Origin of the sequence: Paenibacillus abyssi, from assembly GCF_014640295.1 — a bacterium.
GTDB lineage: Bacteria > Bacillota > Bacilli > Paenibacillales > Paenibacillaceae > Paenibacillus_D > Paenibacillus_D abyssi.
Genome location: NZ_BMGR01000011.1, coordinates 123,518 through 136,929 on the forward strand (window position 1 = coordinate 123,518; position 13,412 = coordinate 136,929).

The 13,412-nt window shown below is 45.4% G+C and carries 12 protein-coding genes; 11 read left to right on the top strand and 1 reads right to left on the bottom strand.

All coding sequences use genetic code 11. The features are described from left to right. Positions 1–328: 328 nt before the first annotated feature. The 10 genes from IEW11_RS16920 (at position 329) to IEW11_RS16965 (ending at position 11,395) form a co-directional block, all read left to right on the top strand. On the top strand, positions 329–1,915 hold the full coding sequence (locus tag IEW11_RS16920) for a family 10 glycosylhydrolase (RefSeq protein ID WP_188532332.1): 1,587 nt from the start codon (positions 329–331) through the stop codon (positions 1,913–1,915). A 149-nt stretch (positions 1,916–2,064) separates the two neighbouring features. Beyond that, entirely contained in the window at positions 2,065–2,532 is a 468-nt protein-coding gene (locus IEW11_RS16925) for an NUDIX hydrolase (protein ID WP_188532247.1), read from the top strand. A gap of 95 nt (positions 2,533–2,627) precedes the next feature. Beyond that, a complete protein-coding gene (locus tag IEW11_RS16930) occupies positions 2,628–3,230 on the top strand; it encodes a DsbA family oxidoreductase (protein WP_188532248.1) in 603 nt (200 codons plus the stop codon). Positions 3,231–3,424: 194 nt separating this feature from the next. Next, entirely contained in the window at positions 3,425–4,366 is a 942-nt protein-coding gene (locus IEW11_RS16935) for an alpha/beta hydrolase (RefSeq protein ID WP_188532249.1), read from the top strand. Positions 4,367–4,489: 123 nt separating this feature from the next. Next, a complete protein-coding gene (locus IEW11_RS16940) occupies positions 4,490–5,737 on the top strand; it encodes an NAD(P)/FAD-dependent oxidoreductase (protein ID WP_188532250.1) in 1,248 nt (415 codons plus the stop codon). Between the two features lie 149 nt (positions 5,738–5,886). Then, entirely contained in the window at positions 5,887–6,426 is a 540-nt protein-coding gene (locus tag IEW11_RS16945; RefSeq protein ID WP_229725390.1) for a GNAT family N-acetyltransferase, read from the top strand. A gap of 159 nt (positions 6,427–6,585) precedes the next feature. Continuing rightward, positions 6,586–8,214, top strand: a complete 1,629-nt coding sequence (locus tag IEW11_RS16950; RefSeq protein WP_188532252.1) for a stalk domain-containing protein — start codon at positions 6,586–6,588, stop codon at positions 8,212–8,214. A gap of 288 nt (positions 8,215–8,502) precedes the next feature. Next, positions 8,503–9,762 carry an ATP-binding protein gene (locus tag IEW11_RS16955; RefSeq protein ID WP_188532253.1) on the top strand — a complete coding sequence of 420 codons (1,260 nt, stop codon included), beginning with the start codon at positions 8,503–8,505 and terminating at the stop codon, positions 9,760–9,762. Positions 9,763–9,892: 130 nt separating this feature from the next. Beyond that, complete coding sequence (locus IEW11_RS16960; RefSeq protein ID WP_188532254.1) at positions 9,893–10,924, top strand: HD-GYP domain-containing protein; 1,032 nt, start codon at positions 9,893–9,895, stop codon at positions 10,922–10,924. Positions 10,925–11,029: 105 nt separating this feature from the next. Beyond that, on the top strand, positions 11,030–11,395 hold the full coding sequence (locus IEW11_RS16965; RefSeq protein ID WP_188532255.1) for a hypothetical protein: 366 nt from the start codon (positions 11,030–11,032) through the stop codon (positions 11,393–11,395). A 194-nt stretch (positions 11,396–11,589) separates the two neighbouring features. On the opposite strand, the gene IEW11_RS16970 is transcribed toward IEW11_RS16965, so the two are convergent. Then, the gene (locus IEW11_RS16970; protein WP_188532256.1) at positions 11,590–12,651 is read right to left on the bottom strand and encodes a ParB/RepB/Spo0J family partition protein; all 1,062 of its coding nucleotides are present in this window, start codon (positions 12,649–12,651) and stop codon (positions 11,590–11,592) included. A 201-nt stretch (positions 12,652–12,852) separates the two neighbouring features. On the opposite strand from IEW11_RS16970, the gene IEW11_RS16975 reads away from it, so the two are divergent. Continuing rightward, on the top strand, positions 12,853–13,377 hold the full coding sequence (locus tag IEW11_RS16975; protein ID WP_188532257.1) for a hypothetical protein: 525 nt from the start codon (positions 12,853–12,855) through the stop codon (positions 13,375–13,377). The last annotated feature ends 35 nt before the right edge of the window (positions 13,378–13,412 follow it).

Below are 13,412 nucleotides of genomic sequence, written 5' to 3' on the forward strand. Positions count from 1 at the left end.
AACCTTTGCGTTCGGTTTTTTCTGTTGAAGCGTCTAAAAGGTATTCTATCGTCACCGTATGTTTACTTTTAACCTCAGAAAATAGCTTGTATGCGTTCTCTGAAGTAGAAGATTTCATTATTATTGGGTGCACTGCAAGCGGTGGGGCCATTCATTTACGTATCCGCGGTATTCAATGGCATTGCAGTAGCACTGTTGTATCCAACCTTAACCACACAAGTATTGGATGAAAATGCAGGAAGGTTGAAATATAGCGCAACAAACCGATCCTTTAAGTCGTCTAACCTCTTGAGTGTTTTTAATCAGAGAGAGGAGAGAAGTAATGAACATGAAGGTCAGCAAGAAGCTGGTATTGCCGATATTGATCATGAGTCTGTGCTTATTATCGATCCTATCGCCAATACGTGCCAATGCCGCCCAGGACATCATGATTTCATTGGATGGACAGAGGATTAACAGCGATGTCTCCCCGTATATCATCCCTAAAGTGAATGTGACAATGGTTCCTCTGCGGGTTATCAGCGAAGGTCTAGGAGCGATCGTCACCTGGTCTCAAACGACGAGAACTGTGACGATCTCCGGCAAAGGCTCTACGATTTCCATGACAAATGGACAAACGGAGGCGGTTGTAAACGGCAGCCGCGTGAAGCTGGATAACAGCGTTCAAATTAGGCAAGGCCGTGTTATGGTACCGATTCGTTTTGTCAGTGTGCATCTGGGGCTCCAAGTCATATGGAATCAGAAAGAACGATCCATTTCACTGAAATCGAAAACAGCCGTTCCTACTGTACCGGATGCGGATGTATCCGGGATGAGAGGCGCATGGGTCTCCGCGGTTTATAACCTGGATTGGCCGACTTCGAAATCATACGGGAATGAAGAACAGCAGAAAGAGGATTATAAACGGCTGCTTGATGATTTGCAGGGGATGGGAATCAATGCGGTATTTGTGCAGATTCGCCCGGCCGCTGATGCGCTCTATCCATCGTTATTAGTTCCATGGTCCGCTTATTTGACTGGCGTGCAGGGACAAGCGCCAAGCTATGATCCGCTGGCATTTATGATTGAGGAAACGCATCGCCGCGGGATGGAATTCCATGCCTGGTTCAATCCGTTCCGGGCGGGAGTGAATGCGGATACGTCGAAGCTGGCCGAGAATCATGTGGCGCTTCAGCATCCGGATTGGATTGTTATGGGAGAAGACAAGGAAAGAAAGAAGATGCCTTACATTAACCCCGGTATTCCCGAGGCTAGACAGCATATTATTGACACGATCATGGAGGTTGTGAACAATTACAACATCGATGGCGTCCACTTGGATGATTACTTCTATCCTTCGAATATGATTTTCAATGATGATGCGGCATTTCTGTTGTACAACAACAGAAATGTACTTGACCGCAATGAATGGCGCCGTGACAATATCAATCAGTTCGTACGCCAGCTCGGTGAATCGATTCATAAAGCGAAGCCGAATGTGGAATACGGCATCAGCCCATTCGGCGTATGGCGCAACAGCTCGGTAGATCCGACAGGCTCGGATACGAGAGCAAGCGTAACGGCTTATGACTCTATGCATGCTGATGTCCGTACTTGGATTCGGAATGGCTGGATCGATTATGTGGCACCGCAACTATATTGGAGCATGACCTTCTCGCCGGCACGGTATGACAAGCTTGCGGATTGGTGGGCAAACGAAGTGAAGGGAACAAGTGTTGATCTGTATATCGGCCACTCCCCTTATAAGCTCGGTAAGGAAGCAGGATGGGAATCTTCGCAGGAAATTATTAATCAGCTAAGGTATAACCAGATTCATCCTGAAATAAAAGGGGATATCTTCTTCCGGGCAGAGAACCTGAGAAGCAATCCGCTCGGCCTCATTGAAGCGCTCCGTACCTATTATGAAGTAAAGTAAAAAGATTCGTATCAAATTCACCTTATATTGTAAGTGAATGTCTGAGCTGCAGGCGTTTACTTATGATTAAGGTGTTTTTTATAATAGGGACTAGCGGGTATAATCGTTAAAAGGGATGATAAAGAAACGATTGATCGGGAGGTTTACGAGTGGGATATGTAGAGGAGTTGCGAGCGATTGTCGGCCACAGGCCCTTAATATTGGTCGGCGCGGTAGTCATTATCGTAGATAACGAGGGAAGGATATTACTGCAGCAAAGAAAGCATCCCTATGGAAAATGGGGGATTCCAGGGGGATTAATGGAGCTGGGAGAATCAACCGAGATTACCGCAAGAAGAGAGATATTTGAAGAGACTAACCTTAAAATCGGGCATCTCCACTTAATCAATGTATATTCCGGGCCTGACAATTTTGTCGTCGCTGCTAACGGTGATCAGTTTTATGTTGTCGTAACCGCTTATTATACGAAGGAAGCTGCCGGAGAGCTTATCAACGATCATGCAGAGGCTTTAAAGCTTGACTACTTTCATCCGGACAGACTGCCTGCGGATATTGTAAAGAGCCATAAGAAAATACTGGAGGAGTTTATCGGGAGAGACTATAAAGATATACTGTAAAACGGGTGCAGCACTGAAGTCTGGTATTTTAGGCAGTATTCGATATAATGTGGGATTAAAGTGAGTCATCATGAGATGCGGAAGGAGGCAGTTGTATGTCATTAACGATTAAAGTATATTCCGATTATGTGTGTCCGTTTTGTTTCTTGGCTGAACAACCGCTGGAGGAAGCGATTCAGGGAAAGGATGTTGAGGTAGAATGGATGCCTTATGAGCTTCGCCCCTATCCGAACAAAACGCTTCTGCCGGAAGAAAGTTATTTGCAGACCACTTGGAAGCAATCGGTGTATCCAATGGCAGAGAAGATGGGCATTCATATCGTGCTGCCCAGGGTTTCTCCGCAGCCTTATACACATTTAGCTTTCGAAGGGTATCAATATGCCAAAGAACACGGGAAGGGCAATGAATATAACGACCGGATGTTAAGAGCCTTTTTCCAGGAAGAATTAGATATCGGAAATATTGATGTTCTATGTAAACTTGCCGAAAAAGTGGGCCTGAATGTCATGGAATATCGGGAGGCGCTGAAGACAAGGAAGTACAAAGAAGTCCATGAAAGAGCACTGGAGCATGCTTATAACGAAGCCAATATTTCCGCGGTTCCGACGTTTATTATTGGAAATACCGTTGTACAAGGTGTGCGCAGTAAAGAAGCGCTGGAATCTGTTATTGAGAAAGAATTGGCGCGGCATCAATAAAAGAGCGGGTATCTGGTTAGAACGCAGTAACAGGGCATGTACAAATAAGAATGATCGACCTTATGTTTATATGTCAGGAAAAAAGTGTAAAAAGGGGAATAACAGCCTTACTTTTTTTCTGATCGGCTGTAGGAGTGGATGTCATCGCAATCATGCGATCACGATTACACCAAAACAGAAAGGGAGAATGAATAATGTCCAATCAAGTGAAGCTTGAACCGGAAGCCCGAAAGTTCGCCCAAGACACTGCAAATCCGCCGTTTTTGTTCGATCTCGGTCCCGAGAAGGGACGTGAGACCGTTGATGAGGTTCAATCAAGTCCGGTCCATAAATTGCCGGTCTGGGTGGAGGACAAGACGATAGAGGTCAGCCCGGGAGGGAAAATTTCCGTAAAAATAGTAAGGCCGCAAAATACGCCGAATGAGCTTCCTGTTATCGTGTATATCCATGGAGCCGGTTGGGTGTTTGGCAATGCCCATACCCATGACCGCCTTATACGCGAGTTGGCGGTCGGTGCGCAAGCAGCGGTCGTATTTCCTAATTACAGCCTTTCGCCTGAAGCGAAGTATCCGACAGCGATTGAAGAAATATATGCCGTCGTTAAGTGGGTGGCTGAGCATGGCCGGAATCATGGGATGGATACGGATAAGCTCACCGTAGCCGGCGACAGTGTCGGGGGCAATATGACGGCAGCGGTCACCCTTATGGCCAAGCAACGGGGCGGTCCGGATATTCATAAGCAGCTGTTATTCTATCCCGTTACCGATGCGTCGTTTGATACGGATTCGTATCATCAGTTTGCTACAGGCTATTTTCTTCGCCGCGATGCGATGATGTGGTTCTGGGATCAGTACACGACTGATCCGAAGGAGCGGGCGGAGATTACGGCCTCGCCTCTGCGGGCAAGCACAGATCAGCTTGAAGGTCTTCCACCTGCATTGATTATTACAGCTGAAGCCGACGTGCTGCGGGATGAAGGGGAAGCTTATGCGAATAAGCTTCGGACTGCAGGCGTTCCTGTTACTGCCGCTCGATTCCAAGGTATAATTCATGACTTCGTGATGCTTAACGCTTTAGCGGAGACGAATGCTGCCCGTGGGGCGATGGCACTTGCAATTGCGTGGCTGCGGAATTAATATCACGTCATGTTTGGCATAGAATAATTTGCTTCGCAGCATCCTGGATTTTTCCGTTTCAATCCTCTCTACGCCGGTGTAATCATCCATAACAACATTAACCGGCAAAGGGGAGAATCGACTATGGAAACCAGATCAAAACAATTGCACAGCGGCAGCTTATATTGGCCTCATACCATTTCGAAAGTTCCTTCTTATCCCACTTTAAATAAACGGATCTCTACTCAAGTTGCGATTATCGGCGGGGGAATGACGGGTGCGCTATGCGCCGCCGTGCTTGCTAAGACAGGCATTTCTACCGTGCTGGTTGAAGGGGGGAAGGTCGCATCAGCCAGTACAGCCGCCAATACCGGCCTTCTTCAATTTTCAAATGACATCATGTTATATGAATTAGCTGAGCAAATCGGCGAGCTGAAGGCCGTGCAATTTTACAAAGAATGTCAAAGAGCATTAAAAGCCTTGGCAGAGCTCGCGTCCTCCATTCCGTTTGATACCGGATTTCATGTGCGCAAGAGCCTCTATTATGCAAATGACGTGATTGACGCTGCCAAGCTGTATAAGGAATATATGCTGCTGAGCAAGTATGCTTTCCCTGTCGGATGGGACTTGCCGGAGGCGCTTGCGCGTCGCATACCCTTTCGTAAAGAGGCAGCATTGGTTACAAGAGGAGATGCGGAGATCAATCCTGTCCGCTTTGCTCACGGCTTGATCGCACAAGCGGCCTGGAATCAGGTAAGAGTATTTGAGCATACGCGGGTGCAGGAGATTCAAAGGAAAAATGGGGCATTCATCATTCATACTGAAAGTGGCGAGATCTCAGCCCATTATATCGTCCGTGCCAGTGGGTATCTTCCCGGAATCAACAATCCTTCAAGAATAAAGCCGATCTTGCAACGCTCCTATGCTATGACTACCGCAGCGAATGCTGTACCCGAGTCTTGGCCAGGTGATTACATGATGTGGGAGACAGCCCGCCCTTACTTTTATTTCCGGACGACGCCTGATGGAAGGGTGATTGCAGGAGGGTTAGATGAAGAGCGGCAGGATCCGGTAACGGCTGAACACGAATTAAAGGTTAGAACAGATCTATTGATAACAGAGCTTCAAAAACTGTTTCCAGATTCGAGATTCGAAGCGGAATATGCTTGGTGCGGTACGTTCGGTGAATCTGAAGATGGACTTCCTTATCTTGGGGAGGATGTGGAGCAGCCTGGAATATTCCACGCTTTAGGCTGCGGCGGCAACGGAACCGTCTACGGCATGATCGCTGCAGAAATGTTGAAAGATTATGTGAATGGGAGAAAGCATCCTTTAACTTCGTTACTGGCTCCTGGCCGCTCGGCTGCAGAACAAATATCGATTATCATCTAACGGTGTATCTTAGGGACTCTCTCAGACAGATGGCTGAGGGAGTCTTTTTTGTTTTGGTAACGTGAGGTAGTATGATTGGGTTATCCAAGATGACATAGTCAAAGGGAGCACATAATAAGGATGAATTAGGGGGTATTTAAGTGGAGTTCATGACGTATGACAAGCTGGATGAAGCGCTCTGGCCTTACGCGATGGATATTTATAAGCAAGGCTTTGCGGAGGAAGGAAGGAAACCGGAAAAGCTGCTGCGCAGCATGCTTGACAGAGGAATATGTTATCTCCATGTCGGAGTCGATGAATACGGAATGGTCGCCATGGCGATATCCGGACTCGTCGCCGGCCGGAAGGTGCTGCTGATTGATTATTTAGCTGTGTCTCCACAAAGGAGGCGAGAGGGGGTTGGACAGCGATTTCTGCAGAAGATCGAGCAGTGGGCCCGTGTCATTGGGCTGGAAGGAATGCTTGTGGAAGTCGAAGCGGAACCTACCAGGGAGAACGAACAACGAATCCGTTATTGGGAAAAGGGTGGATTTACAAGAACGGATTATATTCATCAATACATATGGGTGCCTGAACCTTACCTGGCGATGTATTATTGGTTTCAACCGAATAGCAAGCTGCCCAGGTCCGGCGAGAAGCTGTTCGAAATGATTTCTTCCTTTCATCGGCAAGCTTATAACAGGAGATAACAATACCTATGAATCGGACAGTCGACGCATCGACTGTCCTTTAATTTTACCCGCGCAAGAAAAAAAAGGTAAAAGCGGAGCGGGAGGAGAATCTTAAAAAGGATACAAATGACAGAAGTATTTGAACAAATAACACCGAACAGCTCAGGAGGAAAACCGATGTATTATTCACGCTTCGTTAGACAAGCAACGATCATCTTGTTATTTTTTATCATGTTGTTCCAGACACACGCAGACATTGCAGCAAAGGGGATCACTAGATTGCCATCAGATCAAGGGATCGATTTACCCTTTGATAATGGTTATGGCAAATATGTCGAATTACGGGGTGCGGATCAATATGAATTGAAATGGCAGGTTGATTCGTCAATCCCATTGGAGCTGTACCGAAACGATAACGGAATGATCGTAAATGATACGAACAAGCTTTTTGAGGTCAATAAAACGGGCGGGATCACTTGGGAACATGAATATGACGACTCGGTAGGGCTGCTGTACACCGAAATGAGCCCGAATCAACTGTTATTTGCTTTTGAAGATTCGGATCTCTTCGGTAATTTCGTAGGAGACATCTATACTTTCAATCTTCAAGGAGATCTGGTTTGGAAAACAACGCTCAAACGGACGGATCTTCAATTTCCTGACTTCACGATTTTTGCCGGAGATGCTGAAGGGAACCTGATTACCGTATCGAATGAAGGGATCATTTCCGTGAATTCCAACGGCGAGATCAATTGGGCAAACCGGGAATTCTCGGAATATAGAGAAGAACAATACTGCTGGGATCAAGAAACTTTTTATTTGTGTGAAAAAAGTCCCAATGCATTCATTAATAAAACCAGTAATATCTACAAGCTTGTTACGGACCAAAACCATATTTATGCCCTTACATTTGACGATAAAGTATACGCGCTTGATTTGAACGGGAATCTCTTATGGCAAAGCACATTATCGAATGGGGAGCTGTACCTGTCCAAGGATGGGGAAACGCTTTATGATATCATGTATGAAAAAGTATTTACCGTTTCGACGATTGATACAAGAACGGGGGAAAAACAACGATTAGAGGAACCCGATCCGCAGATTTTAGATGCTTACTTGCCTCATGACGGTGAACAAAATTACTACATACAATTAGAAAAAGGCGTCCAAAAGGTAAACAAGGACGGTGAAGTGCTCTGGGAATACAAAATGAAGTGGGATTATACTTACACCTATGAATTAGTGACAGACCATAATGGAAATGTATATTTCTCGGATAATGCACAGAACACCTATGCGATCGACAAAAACGGGAATGAAATGTTCTTAATTCTGGTATGGGATAGATACGGGCCTTCCTTCAACGAAATCATGGTCGACGAAGACGGCGTCGTGTATGTTTTGTCACATGTTATGGGGCTTATTGCTGTAGGAGAGAAGGAAGAAGCTGGAATACCTGACGAAATTCAAGTTTTCATCAACGGAAATAAACAGCGCTTTGAACAGGAGCCGGTAATGATAAACGGAGTGACAATGGTTCCGATGAGAGATATTTTTGAAGCCTTAGGCGCTGACGTAACTTGGAATGCAAGTACACGAACGATAACTGCGCAAACGGATAAGGAACATATCCAACTGCGGTTGGATCATACAGAAGGAATTGTGAATGGAACGAAAAAATCGCTGCAGACAGAACCAGTGGTGATCAATGGGAAAACGATGGTGCCTTTACGATTTGTTAGTGAGTCATTGGGCGCGGATGTGAAGTGGATTAAGGAACTGAAAACGATACGAATAAGGGGTTAAATAACCAACACAGTGAGGGCGTAATCTCAATCCGAGAGTACGCCCTTGTTTTTATGTATTTATCTCAGGCGGATTTATCCGCTCACACTTAGCAAGTGTCTTTTATTCTGATCATGCGTATCTTATTCGGAATCGAGCCAAAAGCAGTTGAAAGCGTTTGCCTGATTGCATAAGATAGATGATGGCCTTTTTTTAAGAAAAAGAAGGAATGACAGATGGATGAGGCGAAAGATAACAAGTACGTTTCTTACGGATAAAAACAAGGTAAATTAACGAAAGGTATTGAAAATGGATGTCATAAAAGATTTTGTGCTTCAGCTTATGTTTGTTGCCATTCCCCTGTTTTTCTATCATACGTTTTTTACAGACCGCTTAATCAATGTCAAATATGAAAGAGTCATTATGATTGGCTTGTGGGGAATCTCGACTCTGCTGTGCATGACATTCCCGGCGAGCTTTGGTCCGGATTATCGCCTCGATATTCGGATTATTCCATTATTGCTTGGGACAATGTATGGAGGAGTAAGTACAGCACTGTTTATTTCGGCTGTGTTGATCTTATATCGTATGTATATTGGAATCGATCTGGGATTATATACGACTATTTTTACTGTATTATGCGGTGTACCTGTGTTCATGTATTTCCAGAGAACATTCGACAGCGCGAAAAAAAGAAAACGAGTGAAAATCGCTGTGCTGCTTGTTTCGTATTATATTTTAATTGGCCTCGTGTGGACATTAATCTTAAGAGGGTTTTCAATAGAAACGTTTAAAATACAAATGATCCATCTCGTATTTGTCGCCGTCATAACTTGGTTCTTTACCGTGCTCAACGAAAATATAAGAGAGATTCATCAGCTTCGGATCGAGATACAGAATTCGGAGAAACAACGAATTGTTAGTGATTTGACCAGTGTATTCGCCCATGAGATAAGAAATCCGATGCAGGTGACACGGGGCTTCCTTCAGCTTCTCAATGAACCTGGTTTATCTGAGAAGAAAAGGGAGTATATCCATATTTCCATTGAGGAATTGGATCGGGCTAATGATATTATTAACGATTTATTGTCCCTTGGTAAGCCGCCTACTAACGACATGCAAGGCGTTGATGCAGGTCATCAGTTAGGGCGTGTAATCCAAATTCTTGAAACATACGCCGCTTTTCAAGATGTTACAATCATCTCTTCCATAGATAAGAACTGTTGGGTGCTTGCTAATGCCCAAAAATTAAATCAATGTCTGATTAATATTATAAAAAATGCGATCGAATCGATGCCCACCGGTGGAGTTATTCATGCCACATGTACTTCAACTGAAGATGGATATATTGAAATCATGATCAAGGATCAAGGTGTTGGCATGACGAGAGAGCAAATTGAACGGCTTGGATCGCCATTCTACTCCTTGAAGGAAAGCGGAACGGGGCTAGGGATGATGGTTAGCTATCAAATTATTCGGTCTTTTAAGGGGAAAGTGCTGGTCCATAGTGAGAAGAATATCGGTACTAAATTTATCATTCTTTTACCGAGTTTAAAGCATGATTATTAAACTGAATTCCGCGAGCATCGCGGGATTTTTTTGTGGAAATTTATGTATAGGGGCATCTTGTCCATTCTGTGGTACAATGATTTCATAACCTTACCAAGTTAGTCAGTCAGTTGATAGTGGAGGAAGTTTCATGAAATATGTAAGTATCGAGAGCGTCGAGCCGGGACAATTTCTTGGCAAAACCGTATATTCCGGAAATGGAACGGCATTGCTGTCGGCAGGTGTCCAATTAACAGTATTCATGATTAATACACTTAACCGCATTGGAGTAACGATGCTGTATATACAAGATCCGGACTTCGATGATGTCGAAACGGAAGATATCCTCAGCGAAGCTACCAAACAGACCGTAATTAATGAAATGAACGGCACGTTTGAGGCAATTCGTTCCGGCAAAGAATGGAGCACGAAAAAGATCGGGGTCAGTGTCAACCGGATTATGGAGGATGTGCTCAGCAACAAAGAGCTGTTGATCCAGCTGACAGATATTCGTACGGAAGACAATGCGCAGTATGTTCACGCGATGAATGTGTGTCTTATCTCTACGCTGATCGGGGTAAATATGGGCTTGAATATTAATCAATTGAAGGATTTGGCGATCGGTGCATTGCTGCATGACGTAGGCAAGAATGGGATGACTATAAGCGATGAGGAACAGCAGGTCGATTTGAAGGAGCATCATACGTGGCGCGGCTTTGAGTTAATAAAATCCAAGCGCGAATTCAATCTGCTGATCGCTCATACCGCCTTGCAGCATCATGAACGGATCGACGGAACTGGCATTCCCCGCGGGCTGGAGGCGGAAAAAATACATACCTTTGCCAAAATCGTAGCGGTGGCTAATACGTATGACAACTTAATTAATCCATTGGATCATAGAGGCATGCTCCCGCATGAAGCCTGTGAAGAACTGATGGCCATGTCGGAGAAGCAATTGGATCATGAGGTGCTTGTCCAGTTCACACGAATTATCTCTGTTTATCCCAATGGGATGGCTGTGCGCCTTTCCACGAAGGAAACCGGAGTTGTCGTGCGACAGCATAGAGGACTTCCCGGAAGACCGGTTGTGCGCGTTGTACGCACGAACGATGATCAGCTGGATGTAACGGAGATCGATCTGGCTAAGCAAACAACGGTATTTATTGAAGCGGTGCTGGCATAACAGAATACATTGAGTGCGTGGCCAAATCAACAAGGCAAGTATCACGTTTGAATGAATCGTGAATAGGTTATATCATTCACATTCAACCTAACGGAGGTTTTTTGTATGGCGATTCATCCTAACATGTACAGTTACAATCGGTTTCCTCAGTCCATCTATCCTTATTTCTATCCTTATCCGATGCATTACCCATGGGTATATCCGGCTGGCGGATATCAAGGCGTTCATGGAATAGGCGTTCACGCCGACGGTCATTTTGGGGGCTATGGGCTTGGCGTTCATGCCGGCGGTCATCTCAGTGGACATGGTGCCGGTGTTCACGCAGGCGGCAATCTCGGCAGTCATGGGTTAGGGGTCCATGCCGGAAGCCATTTTAGCGGTAAAGGGGTCGGTGTTCATGCCGGCGGTCATCTGAGCGGCCAAGGCGTTGGCGTACAAACCGGGATTGGCTGGCGCGGATATCAAATATAACTAATCTTTCCTTACGGCTCGCGTCTCTATAGTATAGAGACGCGGTTTTTTTGTATTCAAAATAGCAGCCTATCAGCTTTGGGGCAATGCCGAAGAAATCGATATGGGCGCGATTGACGAGCTATTGAGATTATACGTGAAGTTTCACGAGGCCTGGTTGACCCAGATTTACCGCGCCGGGCATGCTTCAAGAACTACTGATCTATTCCATTTGATCGCTTTACAAGTTCTCTGACCCTTTTCCATTCCTCAAGATGCTTCTCAAGGTTCTCAATAAGCTTGTCCGCGCCAACTAAAAAGTTTTCGCTATCGGCAGGTTTAATCTCATCTAGAGAGTTGATCACTTTTGTCGATAAAGGTATGTAAGCGGGAACCGATGACAGTAACTTGTTTAGCTTAACCTCGATGGGTGCTGCCGCTGCCGCTGGTGTCGCAGGCTCAGCACCGGATTGATCTCTGCTTGCGTCTCCAGTCCCGGACAGATCAACCTGTTGCTTGCTTGCTTCCTCAGCCTCTTTCTGCGCAGCCGCAAGCTTTTCTCTTTCGGCTTTGTTTTGTTGATAGACAAACCATGTGTCGAGCAATTCCCGGCCTGATTTGAATAATAACTTGTCTTTCGTGCCGGCAGATATTCCTTTTTCTTTGAATAGGCGAGCGATTTTTTTGACATCGCTAACGGGCAGCTCATCTTTGGCGATGATCAAGGCCAACGAGTCGCGATGCTCGATCGGCAGATCCTTAATGGGCATTAGCTGCTCTTCCGTCAGCTTGTCTTTTTTAATTTCGGTACCGCTAACGACCAGCTTTTTAACGCTATTGCTGAACTTCAGCAGATCACATTTATTTTTGATATAAGCTTCCGGCTTGCCGAGCTTACTGGAGAGATACTTGATCGAGCTGCTGAACTTCGGATCATTCAAAAGCTTGTTGAAGGCTTCCGCTTCTTCAATAGGGGAAAAACCTTCTCTCGTAAGATTTTCCGCTATTTGCTCCAGATAGATTTCCTTCTCATCCGAAGTAGTGGACACAATACATGGAAGGGTAGGGCGGCCCAGCATTTTGCTTGCTTTATACCGCCGGTTCCCGTATATAATTTTGTATCGCCCCTCATTCGTCGTCCTTACCTTGATCGGAGATAAGAGGCCGAGTTCCTCGATACTATTCATTAGCTCCTGCAGGGGCTCATCATCAAATTGATATCTGGGTTGATCGGTATCTTCATCGATTAAATGTATAGGGATTTCTGTAATCTCCATTATATTCCTCCTAATTTGCAATAAGGCCGCTGAACGAAAGCAGCCTTTTGGGGACATACGTATTATATATCAAGGTCGGGATTGTGGAAATATTTTTGCTGTACGAATGAAGCTAACAACTGTTAGATTCGTTAGGTAATTTCATCCATGATAGGGTAAACTACATGTAGACCTTATTAAAGCAGGTGAGGAGGGAAACGCTTGAGCCGGGATATCCAAAAAGTAACCTATGGCTATGAACCGCCGGAAGAAAAACAAAAAGGTACGTTAATTTTCTACGACGCATTTGAACAGGTGACGGATCAAGACTTGGACCTTACGGTGGAGGTTGCGGAGTCACTGTCGTTCGCCAAGCTCGTACTGTATCCTCTCCACGAGCAGACGGTTAAGCGGATGTCGAAAGAGCCGGTCAGTTCATTTTACAAGCGGGAGGATCGGCTGCACGAGTGGAAGCGGGATCGGGGACGCTCGATTGCAGTCATTGAAAGCTGGGAAGGAAAACGAAAGAAATACACACCGATGGATTATGCGCTTCGACATTTGACTGAAAAGTACAGCGGCCCTCACTTCTTGTATGTCACACCGGAGACGGCAAATCAGTTCGCTTCCTATACATCCTTCAAAGAGTGGATTGTAAAGATCCGGCTTATTCTGTCATCGGAGCCACGATTATTGCATCCCCTGCTTGAGAAATATCGGCATCGTTGGCAAGTAGCGGATCATTGAGGAACGATTAAGCTTCATTTTATCGAGTCTTAATA

What these genes read in the sequence shown, in the direction of transcription:
- IEW11_RS16935 (WP_188532249.1), top strand. Translation starts at nt 3,425, where the DNA reads ATGTCCAATCAAGTGAAGCTTGAACCGGAAGCCCGAAAGTTCGCCCAA.
- IEW11_RS16940 (WP_188532250.1), top strand. Translation starts at nt 4,490, where the DNA reads ATGGAAACCAGATCAAAACAATTGCACAGCGGCAGCTTATATTGGCCT.
- IEW11_RS16930 (WP_188532248.1), top strand. Translation starts at nt 2,628, where the DNA reads ATGTCATTAACGATTAAAGTATATTCCGATTATGTGTGTCCGTTTTGT.
- IEW11_RS16920 (WP_188532332.1), top strand. Translation starts at nt 329, where the DNA reads ATGAAGGTCAGCAAGAAGCTGGTATTGCCGATATTGATCATGAGTCTG.
- IEW11_RS16960 (WP_188532254.1), top strand. Translation starts at nt 9,893, where the DNA reads ATGAAATATGTAAGTATCGAGAGCGTCGAGCCGGGACAATTTCTTGGC.
- IEW11_RS16970 (WP_188532256.1), bottom strand. Translation starts at nt 12,651, where the DNA reads ATGGAGATTACAGAAATCCCTATACATTTAATCGATGAAGATACCGAT.
- IEW11_RS16945 (WP_229725390.1), top strand. Translation starts at nt 5,887, where the DNA reads ATGACGTATGACAAGCTGGATGAAGCGCTCTGGCCTTACGCGATGGAT.
- IEW11_RS16955 (WP_188532253.1), top strand. Translation starts at nt 8,503, where the DNA reads ATGGATGTCATAAAAGATTTTGTGCTTCAGCTTATGTTTGTTGCCATT.
- IEW11_RS16965 (WP_188532255.1), top strand. Translation starts at nt 11,030, where the DNA reads ATGGCGATTCATCCTAACATGTACAGTTACAATCGGTTTCCTCAGTCC.
- IEW11_RS16950 (WP_188532252.1), top strand. Translation starts at nt 6,586, where the DNA reads ATGTATTATTCACGCTTCGTTAGACAAGCAACGATCATCTTGTTATTT.